We start from the raw sequence: 23,784 nt of genomic DNA, 5'->3' as shown, positions 1-23,784 counted from the left end.
AGCCATTAGGGAAGCGGTAAAACGTTTCCGCAGCTGCGCTGGCGGGCAGCCAAGCCTCATCAGCACTCGCGTAGCCGGCTGCTGCGGCCGGCCACCGCGACAGGCTCAGGCCAGCAATTCTTCCAGGAGGCCGCGAAAACGCTGCTGCTGTGACGCTTGCAGCAGCTGATTGGCGCGGAAGATCGCCTGCAGATCGATCAGGGCGTGAGCGAAGTCGTCGTTGATCACGAGGTAGTCATATTCGACGTAATGGGTCATTTCGCTGACCGCCTCGCGCATGCGTTTTTCGATCACCTCATCACTGTCCTGGCCGCGGTTGGTCAGGCGTTGGCGCAGTGCTTCCTGGGTGGGAGGAAGAATGAAGATCGACTTGGCCTGCGGCATCAGTCGACGGACCTGCTGGGCGCCCTGCCAGTCGATTTCCAGGATCAGATCGTAACCTTCGCCCAGCGTCTGTTCGAGCCAGCGCTGCGAGGTGCCATATAGGTTGCCGAAGACTTCGGCATGCTCGAGAAACTCGTCGTGTTCCAGGCGTTCGAGAAACTCTTCCCGGCTGACGAAGTGGTAGTTGACGCCATCCACCTCGCCCGGGCGCATGGGGCGAGTGGTGTGCGAAACCGAGACTCGGACCTGCGGTTGCGCATCGAGTAGGGCTTTGACCAGGCTGGTTTTGCCGGCCCCGGAAGGCGCGGAAACGATGTAGAGCGTACCGGTGGAGGCTGACATGGGGTTCTCTGTACGGTTGCTGGGGTATGCCTGGCGGCCTATCGCCATTCAAGACCAAGCGTAGTTGCTATTCGATGTTCTGGACTTGTTCGCGCATCTGCTCGATGAGCACTTTCAGGTTCACCGCCGCTTGGGTGCTGCGCGGATCGAACGCCTTGGAACCGAGAGTATTGGCCTCACGGTTGAGTTCCTGCATGAGGAAGTCGAGACGCCGACCGGCGGCGCCGCCGGACTTCAACACTCGTCGCACTTCGCTGACGTGTGTGCTGAGGCGATCCAATTCTTCGGCGACGTCGCTTTTCTGTGCGAGCAATACCAGTTCCTGCTCGAGCCGTTGCGGGTCCAGTTCGACACGCATCTCGGCGCAACGATCGAGAATTTTCTGTCGCTGAGCGGCGAGCATCTGCGGGACCTGGGTGCGAAGCGTGGCTGTCTCTTCGGCGACCGCGTCGAGGCGCTCGTTGATCAGGCGGGCCAGTTCCTCGCCCTCGCGCTGGCGCCCGCTCTTCAGCTCCGCCAGCGTAGCGTGGAACAGCTGCAGGGCGGCGCTGTTGAGCGCCTGAGGATCGGCTGAGTCGCCGACCAATACACCCGGCCAGGACAATATCTCCAGGGGGTTGAGGGGCGCGGGCTGCTTGATCAGTGCGGCGACGCTCTCCGCCGCTGCTATCAGCTGGCTGGCGCGCTGGCTATCCACCTGCATCGAGCGTCCGGCGGCGTCCTCGGCAAAACGCAGCGTGCATTCGACCTTGCCGCGCGATAAACCCTTGCGCAATGTCTCGCGGACAAGACCTTCCAGATCCCGGAAGGCTTCCGGGAGACGCAGATGCGGTTCCAGATAGCGATGGTTTACCGAGCGGATCTCCCAGCTGAGGGTGCCGTGGTCGCCGGCCTGCTCGGCACGTGCGAAGGCGGTCATGCTGTGGATCATTGGGTAACCCCTCGGTACGGTGCGAAAGGCGAAGGATTGTAAAGGAAAAACCAGATATTGGCGTCGCGCATCGTCTTCCGTCGTGTCGGGCCGATGGCGTGATGGCGGGGGTCTTTACGTACGCGACTGCCGAATGGCTCGGCAGTGGCCCTTATTGTTGGCCGGGACCTCTATAATGGCGGCTACTCATTCCCAGAAGCAGGACAAGCCTCATGAAACGACCCAGTGGCCGCACCGCCGACCAGCTGCGTTCGATCCGCATCACCCGCAATTACACCAAACATGCCGAGGGGTCGGTGCTGGTGGAGTTCGGTGATACCAAGGTGATCTGCACCGCCAGCATCGAGAACGGCGTGCCGCGTTTTCTCAAGGGGCAGGGGCAAGGCTGGTTGACCGCCGAGTACGGCATGCTGCCCCGCGCCACGGGCGAGCGTAACCAGCGCGAAGCCAGCCGTGGCAAACAGGGCGGTCGCACCTTGGAAATCCAGCGGCTGATTGGGCGTTCGCTGCGTGCATCGCTGGATATGAGCAAGCTGGGCGAGAACACCATCTACATCGACTGCGATGTCATTCAGGCCGATGGCGGTACCCGCACTGCTTCGATTACCGGCGCGATGGTGGCGCTCGTCGATGCCCTGAAGCTGTTGAAGAAACGCGGCGGACTGAAAGGCGGCGATCCGCTCAAACAGATGGTCGCGGCGGTTTCGGTGGGTATGTACCAGGGCGAGCCGGTGATCGATCTGGATTATCTGGAAGATTCGGCAGCCGAAACCGACCTGAACGTGGTGATGACCAATGCCGGTGGTTTCATCGAGGTGCAGGGCACTGCCGAAGGCGCGCCGTTCCAGCCGGAAGAGCTCAACGCCATGCTCGCGTTGGCGCAAGAAGGCATGAAAGAGCTATTTGCGCTGCAGTTGGCCGCGCTCGCCGATTGATCTGAGAAAGGAGAACGCCATGTCTGGTCAGGAGCTGATACCTCAACCCTCTTCGCAAGCGCGGCAGTGGGCGATGTTCTGTCATTACTCGGCGTTCTTCTGGTTTCTGGTGCCGATGATCGGCAACGTGCTGGGGCCGCTTATCGTCTGGCAGCTGAAGAAGGACATGGATCCTTTTGTCGACGAGCAAGGCAAGGAAGCACTGAACTTCCAGATCACCTTCAGCATTCTGCTGATGATCTGCGGCGTGCTGGCCTGGATCCTGATCGGTTTTCCGCTGATGGCGTTGATCAGCGTGGTAGCGTTGGTGCTAGTGGTGATTGCCGGCATCCGTGCCAATGAAGGCAAGCCTTATCGCTACCCGTTTTGCTGGCGGATCGTCAAATGAACGCTGGCGTCTGTCTATAGACGAAGAAAGAACCGGGTAGACGGCCCTGCGCTTTCCGGCAGCGTCCAGCTTGGGCTTAAAGGCTCAGGGTCCAGTCGTAATCCACCACCAGCGGGGCGTGCTGGGAAAAGCGCGGCTGCCGGGGCAGACGGGCGTTACGCACGAAGCGGCGCATGCCTGAGGTGAGGATCTGGTAATCGAAGCGCCAGCCCAGATTGAGCATCTGCGCCTGCTCGGTGTCAGGCCACCAACTGTAGAGGTCGCCCTCCCGGCTGGCTTCACGCAGGGCGTCGACATAACCCATGTTGCCGAATATCTCGTCGAGCCAGGCGCGCTCGGGCGCCAGGAAACCGGTGGCCTGCTGACAGTCGCGCCAATTCTTCACGTCCAGCTTCTGGTGAGCCACGTACAGCGAGCCGCAATAAATGTATTCGCGACGCTTGCGACGTTGTTTGTCCAGGTAGTGGGCAAAGTCGTCCATGAACTTGAATTTCTGGTTCAGGTCTTCATCGCCGCCGCGGCCGGTTGGCAACAGCAGACTGGCGATGCTGACCTTGTCGAAGTCGGCCTGGAGGTAGCGACCGTAACGGTCGGCCGTTTCGAAACCGAGCCCCATGATTACGGCCTTGGGCTGCAGTCGGGAGTAAAGCGCAACGCCACCCTGTTCCGGGATTTCAGCGTCGACGGTATAGAGGAAATAGCCGTCGAGCTGGTAGGCCGGATCATCGAGTTCTACTACGGAGGCGCGGGTATCCTGCAGGCAGATGACATCGGCATTCTGCGCTTGCAGCCAGCTGAGAAGACCCCGCTGTGCCGCCGCTTGAATGCCATTCACGTTGACGCTGATGATCCGCATAAATGGCCCCTAAAAACACGTGCGTGTATGATAACCCAAGCTCTTCGCAATTAGCTAAGCCAGTGTCTTCCGGGAATATTCTTCATGCAGGCGTACCAGCGCGACTTCATTCGCTTCGCCATCGAGCGCGGGGTTCTGCGCTTCGGTGAGTTCACTCTGAAATCCGGGCGCACCAGCCCCTATTTCTTCAATGCCGGTTTGTTCAATACCGGCTCGGCGCTGGCGCAACTGGGGCGCTTCTATGCAGCCGCCGTGGCTGACAGCGGTATCGATTTCGACGTGATCTTCGGTCCGGCGTACAAGGGCATTCCCCTTGCGGCAGCGACGGCGATTTCGCTGGCCGAACATCATCAACGCGATCTGCCCTGGTGTTTCAACCGCAAAGAAGCCAAGGATCATGGCGAAGGCGGCACCCTGGTGGGGTCGCCACTCGCTGGTCGCGTGCTGATTGTCGATGATGTGATTACCGCCGGCACGGCGATCCGTGAGGTCATGCAGATCATTCGTGCCCAAGGCGCGGAAGCGGCTGGCGTGCTGATCGCGCTCAATCGACAAGAGCGTGGTCAGGGCGAGTTATCGGCCATTCAGGAAGTTGAGCAGGACTATGGCATGCCCGTGGTGAGCATTGTTTCGTTGGCTCAGGTGCTGGAGTTTCTGGCTCAGGATCCACAGCTCAGTCAGCACCTGCCGGCGGTTGAAGCGTACCGCGATCAGTACGGGATCTAAGCTTTGCGCCGATCAGTCATCGGCTTCGAAGACGTGGTCGTGTGTGATCGCCTTGGAGGTTATCCAGTCTGCTGGTCTGCTTTTGTCAGCAACTGACGAATTGCGACGGTTCGCGCCTCAAAATCGAGTGGTGGTGCGAATTTTCCGTTTGATTTTTTCAAAAATCGAAGCTGAGCGCGCGCTTCGTTCTGGCCATATCCGCGCGATTATGGATCGGGCGATCTCTGCGTGGCGGCAGCTCATACAGGTCGGTCGCTCAGTTGGTGTGCTTATTGCTGCACGAGTGTGACGGGGTTTGTATAAGCTGAGTCCCTTCGGACATTAAAAAGAATCAGGCGTTTCGAGTGGCTGTGCCGAACGCACCGAATACGGAAGAGGCTGGAATATGCATAGAGGGAGCCGCGCGCTGTTGCTGTTGGGTCTGTTGGGAGCGGCGGTTGCGCAAGCTGACCTGTATCGCTATGTCGATGACAAGGGTGTCGTGGTGCTCAATCGTCAAGGCGTTCCGCCCCAGCATATCGGCAAGGGTTATGAGGTGCTCAATGACCAAGGTCGCGTGACCAGGGTGGTGCCGCCTGCACCTACCCCGGAAGAGCGCCAGCGCTTGCTCGAAGCCAAGGCGCGCGCCAGCTCGGATGCCCAGCTGCTGCGTTTGTATGCCAGCGTCGAAGATGTCGAGCGCGCCAAGGTGCGAAAGCTGTCGGAGCTCGACAGCGTAATCGGTATCACCCACGGCAATTTGCAGTCGTTGCGCGATCAGCAGGCCAATCTGCAGAGGGAGGCTGCGAACCACGAGCGCGCCGGTCGAGAGGTGCCCAAACAGCTGGTGACTCAGATCGATAACCTCAACAAGGAACAAGCCAGTCTGCGGCGTGACATCGATCGCTACAAGCAGGCCCGCACCCAGGCTGAGGTCAGTTTCGCTAAAGAACGCCAGCGGCTCGGCGAGCTGCTCGGGCAATCGGAATAGATCCGCGAGCAAGCCGAAAATAAAAACCCCAGCGCTTCAAAGAAGGCTGGGGTTTCTATTGGTGGCCCGAAAGCTACTTGCGGTTGGTGATCAGCGTGCCGACACCAATGTCGGTGAAGATCTCCAGCAGCACTGCGTTGGGTACGCGACCATCGATGATATGGGCACTGTGTACCCCGCCCTGTACCGCCTCCAGAGCGCAGCGGATCTTGGGTAGCATGCCGCCGTAGATGGTGCCATCGGCGATCAGTTCGTCGACTTGCGTCGTGGTCAACCCAGTCAGTACCTGACCCTGCTTGTCCATCAGGCCGGCAATGTTGGTCAGCAGCATCAGCTTCTCGGCTCTCAATGCTTCGGCCACTTTGCCGGCGACCAGGTCGGCGTTGATATTGTACGACTCGCCATCAGCGCCGACACCGATCGGGGCAATAACCGGAATGAAGTTGCCATGAACCAGCATCTCCAGCAGCTCGGTGTTGACGCCAGTGACTTCGCCGACATGGCCGATGTCGATGATCTCCGGTGAGGTCATCTCCGGTGTCTGACGGGTCGCCTTGAGCTTCTTCGCGCGGATCAGTTTTGCGTCCTTGCCGGTCAGGCCGATGGCCGCGCCGCCGTGCTGGTTGATCAGGCTGACGATGCTCTTGTTAACCTGCCCGCCGAGTACCATCTCCACCACGTCCATGGTCTGGCTGTCGGTGACCCGCATGCCGTCGATGAAGTGGCTTTCGATGTTGAGGCGCTTGAGCAGATCGCCAATCTGCGGGCCGCCGCCGTGCACCACCACCGGATTGATGCCCACCGCCTTCATCAGCACGATGTCGCGGGCGAAGCCGGTTTTCAGCTCCTCGCTTTCCATCGCATTACCGCCGTACTTGATGACCAGCGTCTTGCCGACGAACCGGCGAATATAGGGCAATGCTTCGGATAGAACCTGGGCGAATTGGGTGGCGGCTTCACGGCTGAGGGTCATGCAGGGCTCCGCAGGTCAGAACGGCAGGGTGAGATCAGGCGCGACAGTATAAAGCTGGGCGCGGAAGACTTCCTGTATGCGTTTGAGCTCTTCCTCGTTTTCAGCCTCGAAACGCAGCACCAGCACCGGCGTGGTGTTGGAAGCGCGGACCAGCCCCCAGCCTTTTGGATAGTCGACACGCACGCCGTCGAGCGTGGTGATGTTGGCCTCACCCCAATGGGCGTCGCGGTGCAACGCGTCGATGATGGTGAACTTGCTTTCCTCGGTGACCTTGATGTTGATCTCCGGGGTGGACAGGTCGTTGGGGAATGCCGAGAACACCTGTTCGGCATTGCGCTTGTCCTGGCTGAGAATCTCCAGCAAGCGAACGGCGCTATAGATGCCGTCGTCGAAGCCGTACCAGCGCTCCTTGAAAAAGATATGGCCGCTCATCTCGCCCGCGAGCAGGGCGCCGGTTTCCTTCATCTTTTTCTTGATCAGCGAATGGCCGGTTTTCCACATCACCGGACGACCGCCGTAACCGCTGATCAATGGCGTCAGGCGGCGCGTGCATTTGACGTCGAAGATAATGTCGGCACCCGGGTTGCGTGACACCACGTCCTTGGCGAACAGCATCAGCAGGCGATCAGGGAAGACCACGGTGCCGGCATTGGTCACCACCCCGACACGGTCACCGTCGCCGTCGAAGGCCAGGCCCAGGTCGGCATTTTCCGATTTGACCTTGGCGATCAGGTCTTCGAGGTTTTCCAGCTTGCCCGGGTCCGGGTGATGGTTGGGGAAGTTTCCGTCTACATCGCAGAACAACGGGATGACGGTGCAGCCCAACGCTTCGATCAGCTGCGGGGCGATCACGCCGGCGACGCCGTTACCACAGTCGACCACGACCTTGAGTGGCTTGGCCAGCGCGATATCGTCGCGGATACGTTTGAAATAGCTCTCCAGCACGTCAACCTGTTCGGCCTGGCCAACGCCTTCGCTGAGGTTGCCGGTTTCGATGCGCTGGCGCAGCGCCTGAATCTGCTCATTGGCCAAGGTGTCGCCGGCGATGACGATCTTGAACCCGTTGTAATCCGGTGGGTTATGGCTGCCGGTGAGCATCACCCCGGACTTGCCGGCCAGCACGTTGGCCGCGTAGTAGAGCACAGGGGTGGGCACCATACCGACATCACTAACGCTGCAGCCGCTGTCCACAAGGCCTTGGATAAGGTGTTCGACCAGCTCTGGGCCGGACAGACGGCCATCGCGGCCGACCGACACATTCGGCTCGCCTTTAGCCAGGCTTTCGGAACCGACCGCGCGGCCTATCCAATAGGCGGTGTCGTTGGTCAAGGTGTCACCGACGACGCCACGGATATCGTAAGCACGAAAGATGCTGGCAGGCAGTTGCGGGGCTTTGGGGGCACTCATTGCGGTTTCTCGCTCCTTGGGATCGAGGCCAAGCCAGTCCTGGTCCTCGTCGAGAATGTCGATGTCGAGAATATCGGTGTCCTGGTACAAAGGGTCGACGTACTCGGTGGATTGGGATTGCTGAGCTGCCGGCTGCGGTGTGGCAGAGGCTTTGGTCGTCACCGTTCCGGCGGTTCGCAGCGGCAGGCGGACCAGACTCTTGGCCAGCGCGTCGAGCGCCGGCAGGCTCAAAGTCGGTGTTTTGATGGTTCTGCCGGCGGAGAGTTCCTGGACCATTCGACCCAAATGCATGACATCGTCGCGAAGCCTTCGCTGCTGCGTGCTCAGTACCAGTTGCAGGCCCAGCAAAAGGCCACCGAGTGCTGCCAGAGCCGCGGCCAGCAGCAGAAGCGGAGGCAGCGTCGTGGTACTCAGCGCTGCGCCGGGCAGAAAGCTGAGCTTCCAGTTCGGATTGGCCGAAGGCAGGCTGATAGCCTCGCTTTCCAGGCCCGCACCGCCGCGTTGGGCGAGCAGTTGCGCGGGGCTGTTGCTGAATTGCTGAACCAGCCGCAGTTGGCCGGCGTTGGCGGGCAGCTTCGGCAGCGTAGCCAGGAAACGATCCAGGCTGGTCACCAGCAGCAAAGTGCCTTCGGCCGGCTGTTGCGGGTTGGAGCGCAGTGCTACGGCGCTGTACAGCAACCATTGTTTACCGACCCGGAACGCCTCGGGCGGCGGTGGGGTACCGTTTTCCGCCCGTTGCAGCAGGTCGAGTGCGGCGAAGTTCAGAGGGGCCTGGCGCCCCGTATTCTGTTGGGCCCGGCCGCGCAGGTTGATATGTGCATCGACCACGCCGTCGCGATAGCTCAGTTCACGCTCGGCCGCCCGCACCCGTTCGGGTTGTTCGCTGCGCAGGGCCTCGAGCAATTGAGGGTCCCGAGCCGCCGCCTGGGTGTCCTCTGCAAGCTGCTGCAGCGCCTGCTCGACTGCCGAAGCCTGGCTCTGGCCCCAGGCCTGGACCAGCTCGGACGCATGTTCTTTCTGGCTGGATTGATAAGCGATCCAGAGCAGCACGCCAGCGACGACGAGTCCCAGCAAGCCGGGTAGCACGCCTGGTAGCAGCGTCCCCAGACCGGCGCTACGGCGACGTTGTGATGATGTTGTTTCGGCGGGGTTGAATACACCGGCGTCCCTGGCGGTGCGCTTGAAGAGTTTCATGGAGCTCCTCGATCGTCCTGAAAAAGCGAATCTGAATCAGTGGCTACCAGAGTGGCCGAAGCCGCCAGCGCCACGGTCACTGCTGTCAAACTCGTTGACCAGTTCGAACTGTGCCTGGATCACCGGCACCAACATCAGCTGCGCGATGCGCTCGCCTACTGCGATATTGAAGGGCGTCTGGCCGCGGTTCCAGCAGGACACCATCAGTTCTCCCTGGTAGTCCGAATCGATCAACCCGACCAGATTGCCGAGCACGATCCCGTGCTTGTGTCCAAGCCCCGAACGCGGCAATACCAGCGCTGCCAGATTCGGATCGGCGATATGAATCGACAGGCCGGTGGGAATCAGCAGGGTCTGGCCCGGCTCGAGCATGGTGTCGTTTTGCAGCATGGCGCGCAGATCGAGCCCTGCGGAGCCGCTGGTGGCGTATTCAGGCAGGGGAAAATCCCGGCTGAGGCGTGGATCGAGGATTTTCGCTTGGAGTTTGTGCATGGTCGGTCAGGCCTGGTGGAAGCGGTCGGCGATAAAGGCAATCAGTTGACGGGCAATATGCCCCTTGCTGGCCTGGCTGAAGCGGGTTTCGTGCTGCTGACGGTCGATGACCGTCACGGCGTTTTCTTCGCTGTTGAAGCCGATGCTGGGGTTGGCCACGTCGTTGGCTACGATGAGATCCAAGTTCTTGTCCCGCAGTTTGCGCGTTGCGTACTCCAGTAGATTCTCGGTTTCAGCGGCGAAGCCGACGCTGAACGGGCGGTCTTCGCGGCCGGCCAGCGTGGCGAGAATATCGGGATTGCGGACCATCTGCAGGAGTAAGCCGTCACCTTTGCTGGGGTCTTTCTTCAACTTGTGCGGTGCGATCACTTCCGGGCGGTAATCGGCGACGGCGGCCGCGGCAATGAACAGGTCACAGGGCATGGCGGCTTCGCAGGCGGTAAGCATATCGCGAGCGCTGACCACGTCGACGCGTTGTACGCGGTCGGGTGTCGGCAGGAACACCGGGCCGGCTACCAGCGTTACCCGGGCGCCGGCTTCGGCGGCGGCTTCGGCCAGGGCGAAGCCCATCTTGCCGGAGCTGTGATTGGTGATGTAGCGCACCGGGTCGATATTTTCCTGAGTCGGCCCGGCGGTGATCAGCAGATGCAGCCCGGTCAACAGGCTGCGCTCGAAGCAGTCGGCAGCTGCCTGGGCCAGATCGTCCGCTTCCAGCATGCGGCCCATGCCGACGTCGCCGCAGGCCTGGCTGCCGGACGCGGGACCAAACAGGCGTATGCCCCTCTGCTGCAGCAAAACGCGGTTGGCCTGGGTCGCAGGATCAGCCCACATTGCCTGGTTCATTGCCGGGGCCAGGGCGATGGGCGCATTGGTGGCCAGCACCAACGTCGTCAGCAGATCGTTGGCAACGCCCTGCGCCAGGCGCGCCATCAGATCGGCCGTGGTGGGTGCGATCAGCACCAGGTCCGCCCAGCGTGCCAGCTCGATATGGCCCATGGCGGCTTCAGCGGCCGGATCGAGTAGGTCCAGATGGACCGGGTGGCCGGAAAGGGCCTGGAGTGTCAGCGGGGTGATGAATTCGCGACCGCCGCTGGTCATCACGACGCGGACTTCGGCGCCCTGGTCGCGGAGCCGGCGAACCAGCTCGGCACTCTTGTAAGCAGCGATGCCGCCGCCGACGCCCAGGACGATGCGTTTACGATAAAGCCGCTGCATAGGCCTGCCTTGTTACGGGTGAGAACTGGTTCCGGCAGGGGCCGGGTACCGTGAATAAAAGGCCGCTAAGATAGCACAGCGCCCTCAGCGGACGAGGGCCACGCTCGACAAGGAGGTGACATGAGCATTCGTGATTGGCCTGCGGCGGAACGACCGCGGGAAAAACTCCTCCAGCAGGGTGCGATGGTCCTGTCGGATGCGGAGCTGCTGGCCATTTTTCTACGCACCGGCGTGGCTGGCAAAAGCGCGGTGGATCTGGCGAGGCATCTGCTCAGTGAGTTCGGCAGTCTGCGGGCGCTGCTCGAAAGCGATCTCGAGCAGTTCAGTGGTCACCTGGGCTTGGGCCCGGCCAAATTCGCTCAACTGCAGGCGGTGCTGGAAATGGCCCGACGGCATCTGGCCGAGCGTATTCGCCGCGACTCTGCACTGGAAAGTCCACAGGCGGTGCGTGACTACCTCAAGGCGCGGTTGCGGCACGAGCCGCATGAGCTGTTCGCCTGCCTGTTCCTCGATTCGAAGCACCGGGTGTTGGCCTTCGAAGTGCTGTTTCACGGCACCATCGACGGGGCCAGCGTCTACCCGCGGCAGGTGGTCAAGCGGGCGCTGGCGCAGAATGCGGCGGCGGTCATTCTGACCCACAATCACCCCTCGGGTGTCGCTGAGCCGAGCCAGGCCGATCGGCAACTGACCCGCAAACTGACCGATGCGCTGGCGCTGGTCGACGTGCGAGTGCTCGATCACTTCATCGTCGGCGATGGCGAGCCATTGTCCATGGCCGAATACGGCTGGATGTGAGGCCCGATGCTCATGCCAGCAGCGGTATCAACAGTAGCGGGAGCAGAACCCTGAGCACGAAACGGCCGTTCCAGCCGACGGCGATGCGCCAGGGCGACAGCTGGGCGTGACGTGCCAGCAGCAAGGCTGAGGGGCCGTATGGCGAGAGCAGCATCGCCAGGGAAAAGCCGAACAGCAGCGCTACCGCCGGTTGCATCACCGCCAGGCCCTGGCTCGCCAGCTGCGCCAGCAGGGCCGCACACAGATTCAGCGAAATCAGCGGGGCGACACCGAGCAACGCCAGCGCCATCACCGCCAGTGCACCGAAGGCCCCCAGTGCGAACAGCGCCAACGATGTACTGCCGAGCTGGTCTGCCAGATGATGCACCGGCAGAACCGCCGCGACGAGGCCGGCGAGCAAGGCCGCGCTGGCGAAAATGAAAGTCTCGTTGCGCATGCCGATGAGTGTTTCGCTGACCTCGCTGAACACTTGCCGCGGCGCGATCCCTTGCCAGAACAGGATCACGATCACCGCCATCGGCACCAGCAGCATGGCGGCCTGGGTGGCGGACAGCCAGGTCAGCGCTGCGAGCAGGGCGATCAGTAGGATGCCAATCAGGCTGCCAAAGAGCAGCCCGCGCAAGCTGCCACTGGCCTGGCGTGAATCCGCCCCGGGCTCAACGGGCGGCTGGTCGGTCAGTTGTAGCAGGCGACGGTTTTCGGTTGGCCAGCCGAACAGCAGTAGAAGCAGGCCGCCGAGCAGGCCGAACGGTAGCAAGGTGCTCCAGCTCAGACCGGGAAGTTCGCGGGTCAGAATCGCCACCGCGACGCTGGTGGGTGCCAGCAACGGGACCAGGGCGAACCCGCGCAGCGCGGTGACCATAACGCCACGGCGGCCTTCGCGACGTTGGCTGTCGCTATACGGGCGGCGCTCGAGGTGGCTCTCCAATGATCCGCAAATCAGGTTGAGCATGCCGAAGCTGAGCACCGAGCTGATTGCGAAGGTACTCATCAGGTAGCCGGGATAGAGCCACGCGCGCGGCCCTGACAGCAGCAGGCGATGCAGCTCGCTGAGCTGTTTCAGGCGCTTGACCAGGCAGTGCATCAAGCCCAGTGCGCCGATGAAGGCCGCGTAATACGCCGCCGACGACAACAGACGCGCGCCCTGTTGCCAGTTCGCCTCGTCAGACAGCAGCCAGTAACCGAGCACGGCCAAAGTGACCATCCCGAGCCGCCGCGGATAGGGCATCAGCGAACGCCAATGGCGGACAAAGAACAGTACCAGCAAGGTGCCGCTGATGACGCTCAGCGGCTGCAGTTGGGTGAGCAATGCCAGGAGCTCGAACAGCAGCGCCAGTGGCAATAGCACGGTCATCTAGGCAGGCAGCTCGCGCCGTCGGGCGCCACGCTTGAATACACCTTCGCCGAAGGCAATCAGCCGGTCCCCTTCATCCAGCAGGTCGCAGCTGGCCATGAATACTTTCTGCCCGGCGGAGCGGCACCGAGCGACGGCTCTGATCCGGCTACCCGCAGCGGCGGGTGCGCTGAAGTTGATGTTCATCGACAGGGTCAATGCGACTCGGCGTTCCGTCGGGTCCGCCTCCCAGGTGCCGCATAAGCCCATGGCGACATCTATCAGGGTCGCCATGACGCCGCCGTGCATGTTGCTGGCATTGTTCAGGTGCCGCGGCAGTAGATCCAGTGCGAGGGTGGCATGCTGTGGTCCATAGGCCAGCAGCTCGCAGCCGACATCTTGAAAGAATCCGGTCACGGAAGCATGGACCTGCTGCAACTGTGCGGGTGAATAGTCGGAAGTGGGCATAGCGATTGGTCACGGATGGCTTGCTAAGCAGACTGGCAGTCTTTAGGCTCTTGGTCAATAAAAGGCGGAATGTCATTTCGCACTGCGGAATGCGAGGATCGGTTCAGGTAGACGCAACGCCATCCATTGAGGAGGTTCGCATGTTTTCCCGTATTGGCATCATCGGCGCCGGCGCCATGGGGCGCGGCATCGCGCAATTATTCGCCAGCGCCGGCCAGCAGGTCTGGCTGTACGACAGTCGCCCCGAAGCCATCGAGCAAGCCCTGCAATTCAACCGTGAACTGCTCGAACGCAGTGTCGCCAAGGGCCGCTTGAGTGCCGATGAGTTGACTGCGATTCTGGCGCGCATGCAGCCGGCTCATCAACTGGCCGAGCTATCCGCCTGCGATTTGCTGATCGAAGCCATCGTCGAGAATCTCGAGGCCAAACAGAGTCTGTTCGTTGAGCTCGAAGGGCTGGTCGCTGAGGAAGCCGTGCTCGCGACCAATACCTCGTCCCTCTCGGTGACCCGCATCGCCAGTGCCTGCGCCCGTCCCGAGCGGGTGGCGGGCTACCATTTCTTTAACCCAGTGACGTTGATGAAACTGGTCGAAGTGGTCCGTGGCGAGCGCACCGATCCGGGCGTGATCGACCGTCTGGTGCAATTGGCCGAGCACGCCGGACACTTCCCCGCCATCACCCCGGACACACCCGGTTTTCTGGTCAACCATGCCGGCCGTGCATATGGTACCGAGGCCCAGAGGATCCTCAGCGAGGGGATCGCCACGCCGGAGCAGATCGACCGCATCCTGCGCGATGGCCCCGGCTTTCGCATGGGGCCGTTCGAGCTGTTCGACCTGACTGGCCTGGACATCTCCCATGCGGTGATGGAGTCGGTGCACGACCAGTTCTACTACGATCCGCGCTATACGCCGTCTTACCTCGCCGCGCAGCGGGTCGCAGGAGGCTTGCTCGGTCGCAAGACCGGTCAGGGTTTCTACCGTTACGAGGATGGCCAGCAAATCCGCCCGCCGGAGCCTCGCTTCGAGACGGTCACCATCGATCGGCCGTTTTGGCTCGACAGCATCGAGCCCGAAGTACGCAATTATCTCGGCTCGATACTGCAGCAGGCCGGTGCGCTGCTTGAAGAGGGCGCCGAACCGTCGAGCCAAGCGATCTGTCTGATCACTCCACTGGGTGAGGATGCCAGCAACTGCATCGAGCGCCTGGCGCTGCCGGCGGTGCGCACCATCGCCCTGGACCTGTTCAGTGACCTCGACAAACGCCGCGTGCTGATGCGCCAGCCCGCGCTGGATCCGGCGCTTGAGGCCCAGGCGCGCCAGGCGCTGGGAGCCGATGGGGTGCCGGTCGAGGTGATCAACGATTCTCCAGGCTTCGTCAGCCAGAGAATCGTCGCCAGCATCGTCAACCTTGGCTGTGAGATCGCACAAAAGGGCATTGCCTCGCCAGAGACCCTCGACCGCGCCGTGACGCTTGCGCTCGGCTATCCGAAGGGCCCGCTGGGGTTCGCCGATTATTACAACCCCGCTCGAATTCTCAACATTCTGGAAGGCATGCAAACCTGCTACGGCCATGAGCCTCGCTATCGCCCCAGCCCCTGGCTGCGGCGACGGGTGCAGCTCGGGCTGCCGCTGACGGCGCCGGATGCGTCGCGCTGAGGCGAAGCGAGCCTGGTATCAGCAGCGTCAGCGCGATTGAAGATTGGCGGTATACGGCCGTTAACCCGGTAAACCCGGCCTTCCGGGCGATAAAAAACGCTTGCACATCGTTTTTATCGCCCGGTAAAAGCCGTTTGCCACCAAGGAACAATGTTCATGGGTGGCAGAGGTGGTACAACACCTTTTTATCGGATGAAAACAAGAGGCCACCGATGCGCCCTTCCTTCCGCCTTCACCCCAAGGCCTGCCTGCTGCACGCAGCCGCCTTGCTGGGGCTGTTGTTGTTTCATGACTGGATGGGACTGCCGTTCTATCTGACCGTGATCTCGATCATGCTGCTCGCTCTGTGGCCCTGGCTAGGTCCATGGCGTGCCGGTAGCACCGCCCCCGCTTCGGTCGATACCGGCCTGCAGAGCTCCGCCGCGCTGAGCAAGAGCCTTTCTCGTCATACCTGTCACAACGCACTATCGGCCGCGCAAGTATCGTTTAGCGCCGAGCAGTTGGCCGCGCGCCTGCAGTCGCAGCTGACAGCGATCAGTGAGGTTGCCAATGGCGCAGAAGCGATGACTGCGACCGAGCAGGGCAGTGCCTCCCGGGCCCGCCAGGCGCTGGAAGCCGCGGAAGCCGTCCGCCGTAGCAGCGACAGCGGGCGCGCCGAGCTGCAGCATGCAATCGAGCGTATGCAGGCGCTCAGCGCGCAGACCCAAGCCAGTCGTGAGCTGCTCGACGGGCTCTCGGCGCGCACTGAAGAAATACGACGAATCACCGATGTGATCCAGTCCATCGCCAACCAGACCAACCTGCTTGCGCTCAACGCCGCGATCGAGGCTGCGCGTGCCGGAGAGGCTGGACGCGGCTTTGCGGTGGTAGCCGACGAGGTGCGCAACCTCGCTGGGCGTACCAGCAGTGCCACCGACGAAGTCGGGCGGATGGTCAGCGATATCCGTGAACAGAGCGGGGCGGTGGTGAGCCACATCCAGAAACAGGCAAGCGAACTCGACGAAGCCGCGGCGCAGATCGCCGGTACCGGGACCCAGCTCAGCGGTATCGCCGACCTGGCCGGCAATGTCGAAACCCAGGTGGCGGAAATCACCTCCGGCACGGCCAATAACCATGAGCGGCTCGCACAGCTGTTCGTGGCGCTGGACCAACTGCGCGGAGACGCGCTGGAGAGCGAAGCTCAGACTCGCCAGCTGGAACAGGCGGCAGAAGCTCTCGTCGGTCAGGCAGAAGCCGTTAGCGAGCAGCTCGCCGAAGTGCAGCTCGATGATTATCACCAGAGCATCTTTGACCTGGCGCGTGAAGGCGCAGCCGCCATCGGTGCGCGTTTCGAGGCTGATCTGCAAGCCGGACGGCTCACGCTCGATGACCTTTTCGATCGCAATTACCAGGCGCAGCCGGGGACCAATCCGGTTCGCTACAGCACCCGCTTCGACCGCTATGCCGACGAAGTCCTGCCGGCGATTCAGGAGCCACTGCTCGAGCGTAACGATGCGCTGGTCTATGCCATCGCGACTACACCGGACGGCTACGTACCGACCCACAACCGCGCCTTCAGTCAGCCCCCGGTTGGCGACCCGGAGATCGATAAGGTCAAGAGTCGCAGCAAGCGGCTGTTCAATGACCGCACCGGTGGGCGCTGCGGCAGCCACCAGCGCAAGGTGCTACTGCAGACCTACAGCCGCGACACCGGTGAGCTGATGCATGACCTGTCGGTGCCGATCATGGTGGGCAACCGTCATTGGGGTGGCCTGCGATTGGGCTACCGCCCCGAGCCCTAGCGGGTTAATGGTGTGTTGGCACAAGCGCCTTGGCCTTTGGCAGCCATCTACCATAGGCGGCCCCCCTACAGATCGACAGGCTGGCTAAGCTTGCAGCACAAGGCCTTCCGGAGCGCACCCATGAAAACCCTGACTGATCACCTGGCGCAGTACGCCGCTTATCACCGTGATCCGCGCAATCTGCTCACGCATTTCATCGGCATCCCGATGATCGTGCTGGCCGTCGCGGTCCTGCTGTCGCGACCCGGCGTGGAGGTTTCCGGGCTTTGGTTGAGTCCGGTTGCTGCGGTTGCAGTGGGCGCCACCTTGTTCTATCTGCTGTTGGACTTACGCTTCGGCGTACTCATGGGGGCCCTGCTATTACTTTGCGTCTGGATCGGCGCGCAGCTGGCGCAGGCGTCGACGACGCTTTGGCTGAGCGCGGGGATCGGGTTGTTCGTGGTGGGTTGGATCTTCCAGTTCGTCGGGCATTACTTCGAAGGGCGCAAGCCGGCGTTCGTCGATGATCTGAGCGGGTTGATCATCGGGCCATTGTTCGTCGCGGCTGAACTGGGTTTCATGCTCGGCCTGCGTGAGCCGCTGCGTCAGGCCATCGAGGCCCGGGTCGGGCCGGTACGGCTGCGCCAGCGCCCGATCGGCGCCTGAACGTTTAATCCGGCGCGAGCGCCATCCATTGATCGCTGAGGCTGCGGGCATGGCGATCAACCATGATCGGCGCAAAGGCCCGGCCCGAGGCCGTGTTGAAACTGTTGTTGCCACTGTTCATGTCTTCGAGCGCCACCTTGAGAAAATCCCAGCGGGTTTTCAGCTTGGCGATAGCCGGATTCGACTGGCCGTCCAAGGCGGCGAGCTGCTTGTCGATCGAGGGCACCAGGAGCCGTTCATCCTGGCCGAGGTAAGTGTCCGGTTGCTCCCGGGCGGTTTCGAAGGAGCCGACGTAGGCACGGCTCAGGTACTGAACGGTTAGGTATTCCACCTTGGCGGGCAGTTCGGCGCGGACATCGGCGCCCTGCTGGCTGCGCACCGCCGTCAGGAAGTCGCGCAGCGCCTTGCTCATGTGCAACGGCCAGCCCCAGGGCACATCGTCTTCTTCGTAACCGAAGCCTGCTCCCTCGCGCAGTGTGGCCTGCAAGGCCTGATGCAGTTCGCGCAGTTCGTTGCTGGCGCCGGGGAAGTTGTCTACGGTGTCGGCCAGCGCCTTGAGGTCGCTTTCCATGCGGGCCAGGTGTGCTTTCTGAAAGCCTTCGCCGCGGTAGAGAAGGAGGCTGCTGGTGGCTCGGTTGGCATGAATCTGCATGCTTTCCAGCGCGGTGAACGTCTGCGCCTGCGCAGAGTTGAGCAGTGCTGGGAACCAGCTCGCCAGTACAACCGCCATCCATATCCATCTGCGATGCATGTCGCGCTCCTTTTTATTCTTATAGAAGCAATGTGCCGTACTCGGCATCGGTACGGCAGCCTATCCAGCTGAAGGCATCTTGGTATCACTCGAAGGGGTGAAATCAAGCGGAGCGGCCATTTGGCCGGCAATCTTGGCCGGATCGCCATGAAACGCTGTCGATGTGCCGCTGTCGCCTAGAGCATTCGCTCCAGCCCGATAAGCTGGCTGAACCAGGCATTGATCCGCCGCCAGGTGCCGCCGGGCTCATTCAGCAACACCTTGCGTCGCTCGTTGTCTTCGGCAATCCAGGCCAGTCGCTTGCGGCCGTCAACCTCGACCAGCCGCACTTCGTAGCTCACGGTGGGCGAGGTGCCTTCGAGGGTCAGCCGCTGTACCTCGCTGGCCAGCTCGCGACTTTTGATCAGGACGCCGACTTCGGTATTCCAGAGAATCGAACGAGGATCGAAATTCAACGAGCCGAGGAAGACTTCCTGCCGGTCGAACACCGCGGCCTTGCTGTGCAAGCTCGACTCCGACTCGCCGCCCAGGTTGTACGAGGCCTCTTGATCGGGTTGCCGGCGCAGCTCGAACAACCGCACCCCCGCCTCGAGCAGTGGGCGACGATAGGGCGCATAACCGCCATGGACCAGAGGCACGTCAGTCGCTTCCAGAGAATTGGTCAGGATGCGGATTGCTACACCACTCTCGGCCTGGCGACTGAGGTAGTCCACGCCGTCCTCCGTGGGGACGAAATAAGCGGAAATCAGCGTCATCTCGCGGGTTACGGCTTCCATGCTCGGGCGCAGGCGAGCGGTCAACAGCAGGTGCTCATCGGGAATCCCGCTGGCGTTGATCTTATCTGGGTGATCCCACATCGCCTCTCCGGGCGCCCAGATCAGATCCTGCAACCACTGCGTGGACGCCGGTCCCTCCAGATCGGCCATCAGATGATAGTAGCGTCGCGGGTCCTTCTGCCGCTCGGCGTCGAGATAGCGTGTGATCTGCCGACGGGCCTCATCCAATGCCTCGGTACGAGGCGGGCTGCGCAGAAAGTGCTGAATAGGGATGCTAAGCGGATGGTTCCAGTATTGGTCGAAGCTGGTCGCGAGCTGCCGGGCAACCGGTCCGGCACCGAGCAGGTCGATGTCGGTGAAGTTCAGGCCTTTGTCGGCATCGAAATATTCGTCGCCGAGGTTGCGACCACCGACGATGGCGAGGCTGCTGTCGGCCAGCATTAACTTGTTGTGCATGCGTCGGTGCTGTTGCGAGAGGTGCAGCAGCCGCCCGAGGGAGCGGGTGATGAAGTTGCTGCGGCCGAGATGCAACGGGTTGAATACGCGGATAAGGATGTTCGGATGCGCCGCCAGGGTTGCGATCTGGTAATCGCTGCCATCGCTGGCGGTGTCATCGAGGAGCAGACGGACCCTGACGCCGCGGTCGGCAGCCTCGAGCAATTCATCGATCAGCGCCCGGGTGCTGAGGCCGTCGTGAACGATGTAGTACTGCACGTCAAGGCTGGTCTCGGCCGCCCGAATCATCCTCACCCGCGCCGCGAACGCTTCGGCACTGGTCGGCAGCAGGCGGAAGCCAGAATGCCCGACCGGCTGGCGGGCGGCCAGCGAATCGACTTGTCGGGTCAGTTCAGAATCCTGACTCGACAGTGCATAGGACGGGGGTGCGGGCACAGTCTGCCCGGCGCAGCCAGCCAACAACAGCATTGCCACAAGCACCAAATCTATGCGCAAGGTCCGCTCCTTTTCGTTGTTGTCGGTCCTTGGCAATTGGACGCCAGCGCAACGGCGAAATTCAGAACTGGTCCTTGAGCCGGTACCACAGCATGCCCAGCGCCAGCAGGGGTGAGCGCAGCCGCTGACCGCCGGGGAAGGTCGGGTGCGGTACGCCGGCGAACAGATCGAAACGGCCCTGGGCCTGGCCGCTGATGGCCTCGGCGAGCAATCGGCCGGCCAGGTGGGTGGCGTTCAATCCATGGCCGGAATAGGCCTGGGCGTAATAGACGTTGGGGTGATCCGACAGCCGTCCGATCTGCGGCAACCGGTTCGCACCGATGCCGATCATGCCGCCCCATTGGTAATCGATGCGGGCGTCCCGCAACTGCGGGAACACCTCGAGCATCTTCGGCTGCATGTAGGCGGTGATGTCTTTCGGATCGCGACCGGAATAGTGGCAGGCACCGCCGAATAGCAGGCGACCGTCGGCCGAGAGACGGAAGTAATCGAGCGCCACCCGCTGATCGCAGACCGCCATGTTCTGCGGCAGCAATTCGCGCCTTAACGTCTCGGGCAACGGCTCGGTGGCGATGATATAGCTGCCGGCGGGCAGCACTTTGCCTGCCAATGTCGGGTTGAGGTTGCCCAGATAGGCATTGCAGGCCAGCACCAACTGTCCCGCGCGGACACTGCCCTGTGCGGTATGCGCGCGCACCGTGGGACCGTATTCGATGCGCTCTACCGCCGAGCCTTCGAACAGTCGCACGCCCAGCGATTGCGCCGCGGCCGCTTCACCCAGCGCCAGATTGAGCGGATGCAGATGCCCAGAGCCCATGTCGACCAGTCCGCCGAGATAGCGATCGGAGCCGATCACTTGGTGTATTTCGGTCCGAGGAACCAGGCGCAACGAATGCTGATAGCCGAGGCGTTCGAGATCGGCATGCTCTGCCTTGAAACCTTCGACATGCCGTGGCTTGGTCGCCAGATCGCAATAACCCCAGGTCAGGTCGCAGTCGATGGCGTAGCGCTCGATGCGTTGGCGAACGATGTCGACGGCTTCGAAACCCATGCGTTTGAGCGCGTCTACGCCATCGGCTCCCAGCACCGGTTGGAACTGCTCCACATCGTGGCCAACGCCGCGGATCAGCTGGCCTCCGTTGCGCCCGCTAGCCCCCCAGCCGATCCGATGCGCTTCCAGCAGGACCACCGAAAGGCCGCGCTCGGCCAGTTCAATGGCCGTATTGAGGCCGCTGAAGCCCCCGCCGACGATGCAGACGTCCGCCTCCTGCTCGCCCTGCAGCGGGGCGAAGTCGAGCGCGCGATTGGCGCTGGCAGCGTAATAGGACGGGGCGTGTTGCAGCGCCTGGACGATCGTGTGCCGGGTCATGATGGTCGAGCCTTGGACTGGGTGCCTGGCCCGAAGGGTAGACCGGGGCGTGACCTCGAGGCAAAGCTGCGGACTCGCTGTCGTCAATCCGGTACCGGCAGTTCGAGTGACTCCTTCACCTCTTCCATGACGATGTAGCTTTTCGATTCGCGGACATGCGGCAGCTTGAGCAGGATGTCGCCCAGCAGTTTTCGATACGACGCCATTTCCGAGATGCGTGCCTTGATCAGGTAATCGAAGTCGCCCGATACCAGATGGCATTCGAGCACGTGCGGCAACTTGAGCACGGCGCGGCGGAACTCTTCGAAGATATCCCCGGATTTGTAGGCCAGGCTGATCTCGACGAATACCAGTAGCCCGCCCTTGAGGTGCTGCGGGTTCAGTCGCGCGGTGTATCCCATGATGATGCCCTCGCGCTCCAGGCGGCGCACGCGCTCGGTGCAGGGCGTTGTGGACAGGCCGATGCGCTCGCCAAGCTCGGTGAAGGGCATACGTCCTTCGGCTTGTAGCAGGCGCAGGATCTGGCGGTCGAGTTTGTCCAATTCTCGGCGGGTCTGATGCTTGGTGCGCATAGGCGTATCGCCTCCAAATAAGGCTTTTCTGGCGTGAATAAATCGCAAAGATAGCGTTTTATATGGTGAATACCACTATGTTGCGCTTTTTATACTCCGCATTAATAGTGACTCGAACAGTCCGGTCGAGGCCGGGCGGGAGGCGGCGATGCGTGTTCTGGTGATGGGTGGCGGCGTAATTGGCACTACCAGTGCCTATTATCTGGCGCGTGCGGGGTTTGAAGTGGTGGTTGTCGACCGCCAGCCCGCCGTGGCGATGGAGACCAGCTTCGCCAACGCCGGCCAAGTGTCGCCTGGCTATGCCTCGCCCTGGGCTGCACCGGGTGTGCCGCTGAAGGCCATGAAATGGTTGATGCAGCGCCATGCACCGCTGGCCATCAAGCTTACCGGTGATATCCAGCAGTACCTGTGGATGGCGCAGATGCTGCGCAATTGCACGGCGGCGCGCTACGCGGTGAACAAGGAGCGCATGGTACGGCTGTCCGAATACAGCCGTGATTGCCTCGACGAGCTGCGTGCCGAAACCGGTATCGACTACGAAGGCCGGCAGTGCGGCACCACCCAACTGTTCCGCACCCAGGCCCAGCTGGATAACGCGGCCAAGGACATCGCCGTCCTGAAAGCATCGGGCGTGCCCTACGAGCTGCTCGATCGGGCCGGCATCGCCCGGGTCGAGCCTGCCCTGGCGCGTGTGGCGGACAAGCTCAGCGGCGCGCTGCGTCTCCCCAACGATCAGACCGGCGACTGCCAGCTGTTTACAACCAGGCTGGCGGGGATGGCGCGCGAGCTGGGCGTGGAGTTCCGCTTCAACCAGGACATTCAACGTCTGGAATACTCAGGCGACCGCCTCGACGGTGTCTGGATCGACGGCAGGCTGGAAAAGGCTGATCGCTACGTGTTGGCGCTGGGCAGCTACAGCCCGCAGATGCTCAAGCCATTGGGCATTCATGCGCCGGTTTATCCGCTCAAGGGCTACTCGCTTACCGTACCGATCAGCGATCCGGCCATGGCGCCGGTGTCGACGGTGCTCGATGAAACCTACAAAGTCGCCATTACCCGCTTCGATCAGCGGATCCGCGTCGGTGGCATGGCCGAAATCGCCGGCCATGACCTGTCGCTGAACCCGCGCCGGCGCGAAACCCTGGAGATGGTAGTCGGTGACCTGTTCCCGCTGGGCGGCAATCCGGGCAGCGCTGAGCTCTGGACCGGTTTGCGCCCGGCGACCCCGGACGGCACGCCGATCATTGGCGCCACCGCCTATCGCAACCTGTATTTGAACACCGGACACGGTACCCTTGGCTGGACCATGGCCTGTGGTTCCGGGCGCGTGCTCGCCGACTTGCTGGCGAAAAAACGCACCCAGATCAGTACCGATGGCCTGGATATCTCTCGTTACGGCACGACCAAGGAGTCCCGCAAGCATGCCCATACAGCGCCTGCACACTAATTCACGCATGAGTCAGATCGTCATCAACCGCGGAACCGTCTATCTGGCCGGACAGGTGGGTGAAGACATGAGCGCGGGCATCGAACAGCAGACCCGCGAGACGCTCGATAACATCGAGCGGCTGCTGCGCCAGGCCGGTACCGACAAGCAGCACATCCTATCGGTGACCATCTATCTCAAGGACATCGAAGCCGATTTCGCCGGCATGAACGCCGTATGGGACACCTGGTTGCCCGACGGGGTGGCGCCGGCCCGCGCTACCGTCGAAGCCAAGTTGTGCGAGCCGGAGATTCTGGTCGAGCTTTCGGTGGTCGCCGCGCTGCCGGAATAAGTGGTCTGGATCTAACCCGTCAGCATTTCGTCCTGGTGTGTTGAAAATACTGAACGCCCTCGCCATCATAGCGCCTCTGTTTATCGCGCTTGAT

Annotated in this window: 24 protein-coding genes; 11 read left to right on the top strand and 13 right to left on the bottom strand. The window is 62.1% G+C overall.

All coding sequences use genetic code 11. The features are described from left to right. Positions 1-105 precede the first annotated feature (105 nt). Positions 106-726, bottom strand: a complete 621-nt coding sequence (gene gmk, locus ACL0K2_RS11500) for a guanylate kinase (RefSeq protein ID WP_045160380.1) — start codon at positions 724-726, stop codon at positions 106-108. A gap of 67 nt (positions 727-793) precedes the next feature. Continuing rightward, a complete protein-coding gene (locus ACL0K2_RS11495) occupies positions 794-1,657 on the bottom strand; it encodes a YicC/YloC family endoribonuclease (protein ID WP_045160381.1) in 864 nt (287 codons plus the stop codon). A gap of 212 nt (positions 1,658-1,869) precedes the next feature. On the opposite strand from ACL0K2_RS11495, the gene rph reads away from it, so the two are divergent. Continuing rightward, positions 1,870-2,592, top strand: coding sequence for a ribonuclease PH (rph, locus tag ACL0K2_RS11490; protein WP_413042687.1), 723 nt, complete (start codon positions 1,870-1,872; stop codon positions 2,590-2,592). A gap of 19 nt (positions 2,593-2,611) precedes the next feature. Continuing rightward, positions 2,612-2,980, top strand: coding sequence for a DUF4870 domain-containing protein (locus ACL0K2_RS11485; protein ID WP_045160383.1), 369 nt, complete (start codon positions 2,612-2,614; stop codon positions 2,978-2,980). Between the two features lie 76 nt (positions 2,981-3,056). Here the strand turns inward: ACL0K2_RS11485 and ACL0K2_RS11480 are convergent, their stop codons facing one another. Then, positions 3,057-3,836: an exodeoxyribonuclease III gene (locus tag ACL0K2_RS11480; RefSeq protein ID WP_045160384.1), complete on the bottom strand. Its 780-nt coding sequence runs from the start codon at positions 3,834-3,836 to the stop codon at positions 3,057-3,059. Between the two features lie 84 nt (positions 3,837-3,920). Here ACL0K2_RS11480 and pyrE point away from each other — a divergent pair, with 84 nt between their 5' ends. The 3 genes from pyrE (at position 3,921) to ACL0K2_RS11465 (ending at position 5,532) form a co-directional block, all read left to right on the top strand. Next, complete coding sequence (gene pyrE, locus ACL0K2_RS11475; RefSeq protein ID WP_239610117.1) at positions 3,921-4,562, top strand: orotate phosphoribosyltransferase; 642 nt, start codon at positions 3,921-3,923, stop codon at positions 4,560-4,562. 43 nt (positions 4,563-4,605) lie between these two features. After that, positions 4,606-4,851, top strand: coding sequence for a hypothetical protein (locus tag ACL0K2_RS11470; RefSeq protein WP_155397588.1), 246 nt, complete (start codon positions 4,606-4,608; stop codon positions 4,849-4,851). Between the two features lie 96 nt (positions 4,852-4,947). Next, positions 4,948-5,532: a DUF4124 domain-containing protein gene (locus ACL0K2_RS11465; protein ID WP_413042686.1), complete on the top strand. Its 585-nt coding sequence runs from the start codon at positions 4,948-4,950 to the stop codon at positions 5,530-5,532. 73 nt (positions 5,533-5,605) lie between these two features. On the opposite strand, the gene argB is transcribed toward ACL0K2_RS11465, so the two are convergent. The 4 genes from argB to coaBC form a co-directional block, all read right to left on the bottom strand. After that, on the bottom strand, positions 5,606-6,505 hold the full coding sequence (gene argB / locus ACL0K2_RS11460; RefSeq protein ID WP_045160387.1) for an acetylglutamate kinase: 900 nt from the start codon (positions 6,503-6,505) through the stop codon (positions 5,606-5,608). A 15-nt stretch (positions 6,506-6,520) separates the two neighbouring features. Beyond that, positions 6,521-7,912, bottom strand: a complete 1,392-nt coding sequence (algC, locus tag ACL0K2_RS11455) for a phosphomannomutase/phosphoglucomutase (RefSeq protein WP_196298631.1) — start codon at positions 7,910-7,912, stop codon at positions 6,521-6,523. Positions 7,913-9,142: 1,230 nt separating this feature from the next. Then, complete coding sequence (gene dut, locus ACL0K2_RS11450; RefSeq protein ID WP_413042685.1) at positions 9,143-9,598, bottom strand: dUTP diphosphatase; 456 nt, start codon at positions 9,596-9,598, stop codon at positions 9,143-9,145. A 6-nt stretch (positions 9,599-9,604) separates the two neighbouring features. Next, a complete protein-coding gene (coaBC, locus tag ACL0K2_RS11445; protein WP_413042684.1) occupies positions 9,605-10,813 on the bottom strand; it encodes a bifunctional phosphopantothenoylcysteine decarboxylase/phosphopantothenate--cysteine ligase CoaBC in 1,209 nt (402 codons plus the stop codon). Between the two features lie 120 nt (positions 10,814-10,933). On the opposite strand from coaBC, the gene radC reads away from it, so the two are divergent. Beyond that, complete coding sequence (gene radC, locus ACL0K2_RS11440; protein ID WP_413042683.1) at positions 10,934-11,608, top strand: RadC family protein; 675 nt, start codon at positions 10,934-10,936, stop codon at positions 11,606-11,608. 10 nt (positions 11,609-11,618) lie between these two features. Here radC and ACL0K2_RS11435 read toward each other — a convergent pair whose 3' ends face one another. Both ACL0K2_RS11435 and ACL0K2_RS11430 read right to left on the bottom strand, forming a co-directional pair. Further along, positions 11,619-12,962 carry a hypothetical protein gene (locus ACL0K2_RS11435; RefSeq protein ID WP_413042682.1) on the bottom strand — a complete coding sequence of 448 codons (1,344 nt, stop codon included), beginning with the start codon at positions 12,960-12,962 and terminating at the stop codon, positions 11,619-11,621. After that, a complete protein-coding gene (locus tag ACL0K2_RS11430) occupies positions 12,963-13,409 on the bottom strand; it encodes a PaaI family thioesterase (protein ID WP_045160393.1) in 447 nt (148 codons plus the stop codon). Between the two features lie 140 nt (positions 13,410-13,549). Between ACL0K2_RS11430 and ACL0K2_RS11425 the strand changes: the two genes are divergently transcribed. From ACL0K2_RS11425 to ACL0K2_RS11415, 3 genes are all read left to right on the top strand, one after another. After that, the gene (locus ACL0K2_RS11425) at positions 13,550-15,067 is read left to right on the top strand and encodes a 3-hydroxyacyl-CoA dehydrogenase (protein ID WP_413042681.1); all 1,518 of its coding nucleotides are present in this window, start codon (positions 13,550-13,552) and stop codon (positions 15,065-15,067) included. 212 nt (positions 15,068-15,279) lie between these two features. After that, positions 15,280-16,848, top strand: a complete 1,569-nt coding sequence (locus ACL0K2_RS11420; protein ID WP_413042680.1) for a methyl-accepting chemotaxis protein — start codon at positions 15,280-15,282, stop codon at positions 16,846-16,848. A 120-nt stretch (positions 16,849-16,968) separates the two neighbouring features. Continuing rightward, positions 16,969-17,493 carry a DUF962 domain-containing protein gene (locus ACL0K2_RS11415; RefSeq protein WP_413042679.1) on the top strand — a complete coding sequence of 175 codons (525 nt, stop codon included), beginning with the start codon at positions 16,969-16,971 and terminating at the stop codon, positions 17,491-17,493. A gap of 4 nt (positions 17,494-17,497) precedes the next feature. On the opposite strand, the gene ACL0K2_RS11410 is transcribed toward ACL0K2_RS11415, so the two are convergent. The 4 genes from ACL0K2_RS11410 to ACL0K2_RS11395 form a co-directional block, all read right to left on the bottom strand. Beyond that, positions 17,498-18,244, bottom strand: a complete 747-nt coding sequence (locus ACL0K2_RS11410; RefSeq protein ID WP_052679269.1) for a hypothetical protein — start codon at positions 18,242-18,244, stop codon at positions 17,498-17,500. 176 nt (positions 18,245-18,420) lie between these two features. Beyond that, a complete protein-coding gene (locus ACL0K2_RS11405; protein ID WP_413042678.1) occupies positions 18,421-19,971 on the bottom strand; it encodes a phospholipase D family protein in 1,551 nt (516 codons plus the stop codon). 61 nt (positions 19,972-20,032) lie between these two features. Continuing rightward, on the bottom strand, positions 20,033-21,340 hold the full coding sequence (locus ACL0K2_RS11400; RefSeq protein ID WP_045160399.1) for an NAD(P)/FAD-dependent oxidoreductase: 1,308 nt from the start codon (positions 21,338-21,340) through the stop codon (positions 20,033-20,035). An 83-nt stretch (positions 21,341-21,423) separates the two neighbouring features. Beyond that, positions 21,424-21,912 carry an Lrp/AsnC ligand binding domain-containing protein gene (locus ACL0K2_RS11395; protein ID WP_025240144.1) on the bottom strand — a complete coding sequence of 163 codons (489 nt, stop codon included), beginning with the start codon at positions 21,910-21,912 and terminating at the stop codon, positions 21,424-21,426. A 148-nt stretch (positions 21,913-22,060) separates the two neighbouring features. Here ACL0K2_RS11395 and dadA point away from each other — a divergent pair, with 148 nt between their 5' ends. Together dadA and ACL0K2_RS11385 are read left to right on the top strand one after the other, a co-directional pair. Then, positions 22,061-23,359 (top strand): D-amino acid dehydrogenase, encoded by a 1,299-nt coding sequence (gene dadA, locus ACL0K2_RS11390; protein WP_045160400.1) that lies wholly within the window; start codon positions 22,061-22,063, stop codon positions 23,357-23,359. Then, the gene (locus ACL0K2_RS11385; protein WP_045160401.1) at positions 23,334-23,690 is read left to right on the top strand and encodes a RidA family protein; all 357 of its coding nucleotides are present in this window, start codon (positions 23,334-23,336) and stop codon (positions 23,688-23,690) included. Before dadA ends, ACL0K2_RS11385 begins: the two co-directional genes overlap by 26 nt. Positions 23,691-23,784 lie beyond the last annotated feature (94 nt).

This window comes from Pseudomonas sp. YJ42, assembly GCF_047225135.1.
GTDB lineage: Bacteria > Pseudomonadota > Gammaproteobacteria > Pseudomonadales > Pseudomonadaceae > Stutzerimonas > Stutzerimonas stutzeri_E.
Note: the sequence above shows the minus strand (reverse complement) of the source record. Positions and strands in the feature narration are given on the sequence as shown.

Excerpts from the sequence above, each read along its gene's own strand:
- gmk (WP_045160380.1), bottom strand. The coding sequence starts at position 726 with ATGTCAGCCTCCACCGGTACGCTCTACATCGTTTCCGCGCCTTCCGGG.
- ACL0K2_RS11495 (WP_045160381.1), bottom strand. The coding sequence starts at position 1,657 with ATGATCCACAGCATGACCGCCTTCGCACGTGCCGAGCAGGCCGGCGAC.
- rph (WP_413042687.1), top strand. The coding sequence starts at position 1,870 with ATGAAACGACCCAGTGGCCGCACCGCCGACCAGCTGCGTTCGATCCGC.
- ACL0K2_RS11485 (WP_045160383.1), top strand. The coding sequence starts at position 2,612 with ATGTCTGGTCAGGAGCTGATACCTCAACCCTCTTCGCAAGCGCGGCAG.
- ACL0K2_RS11480 (WP_045160384.1), bottom strand. The coding sequence starts at position 3,836 with ATGCGGATCATCAGCGTCAACGTGAATGGCATTCAAGCGGCGGCACAG.
- pyrE (WP_239610117.1), top strand. The coding sequence starts at position 3,921 with ATGCAGGCGTACCAGCGCGACTTCATTCGCTTCGCCATCGAGCGCGGG.
- ACL0K2_RS11465 (WP_413042686.1), top strand. The coding sequence starts at position 4,948 with ATGCATAGAGGGAGCCGCGCGCTGTTGCTGTTGGGTCTGTTGGGAGCG.
- argB (WP_045160387.1), bottom strand. The coding sequence starts at position 6,505 with ATGACCCTCAGCCGTGAAGCCGCCACCCAATTCGCCCAGGTTCTATCC.
- algC (WP_196298631.1), bottom strand. The coding sequence starts at position 7,912 with ATGAGTGCCCCCAAAGCCCCGCAACTGCCTGCCAGCATCTTTCGTGCT.
- dut (WP_413042685.1), bottom strand. The coding sequence starts at position 9,598 with ATGCACAAACTCCAAGCGAAAATCCTCGATCCACGCCTCAGCCGGGAT.
- coaBC (WP_413042684.1), bottom strand. The coding sequence starts at position 10,813 with ATGCAGCGGCTTTATCGTAAACGCATCGTCCTGGGCGTCGGCGGCGGC.
- radC (WP_413042683.1), top strand. The coding sequence starts at position 10,934 with ATGAGCATTCGTGATTGGCCTGCGGCGGAACGACCGCGGGAAAAACTC.
- ACL0K2_RS11435 (WP_413042682.1), bottom strand. The coding sequence starts at position 12,962 with ATGACCGTGCTATTGCCACTGGCGCTGCTGTTCGAGCTCCTGGCATTG.
- ACL0K2_RS11430 (WP_045160393.1), bottom strand. The coding sequence starts at position 13,409 with ATGCCCACTTCCGACTATTCACCCGCACAGTTGCAGCAGGTCCATGCT.
- ACL0K2_RS11425 (WP_413042681.1), top strand. The coding sequence starts at position 13,550 with ATGTTTTCCCGTATTGGCATCATCGGCGCCGGCGCCATGGGGCGCGGC.
- ACL0K2_RS11420 (WP_413042680.1), top strand. The coding sequence starts at position 15,280 with ATGCGCCCTTCCTTCCGCCTTCACCCCAAGGCCTGCCTGCTGCACGCA.
- ACL0K2_RS11415 (WP_413042679.1), top strand. The coding sequence starts at position 16,969 with ATGAAAACCCTGACTGATCACCTGGCGCAGTACGCCGCTTATCACCGT.
- ACL0K2_RS11410 (WP_052679269.1), bottom strand. The coding sequence starts at position 18,244 with ATGCATCGCAGATGGATATGGATGGCGGTTGTACTGGCGAGCTGGTTC.
- ACL0K2_RS11400 (WP_045160399.1), bottom strand. The coding sequence starts at position 21,340 with ATGACCCGGCACACGATCGTCCAGGCGCTGCAACACGCCCCGTCCTAT.
- ACL0K2_RS11395 (WP_025240144.1), bottom strand. The coding sequence starts at position 21,912 with ATGCGCACCAAGCATCAGACCCGCCGAGAATTGGACAAACTCGACCGC.
- dadA (WP_045160400.1), top strand. The coding sequence starts at position 22,061 with ATGCGTGTTCTGGTGATGGGTGGCGGCGTAATTGGCACTACCAGTGCC.
- ACL0K2_RS11385 (WP_045160401.1), top strand. The coding sequence starts at position 23,334 with ATGCCCATACAGCGCCTGCACACTAATTCACGCATGAGTCAGATCGTC.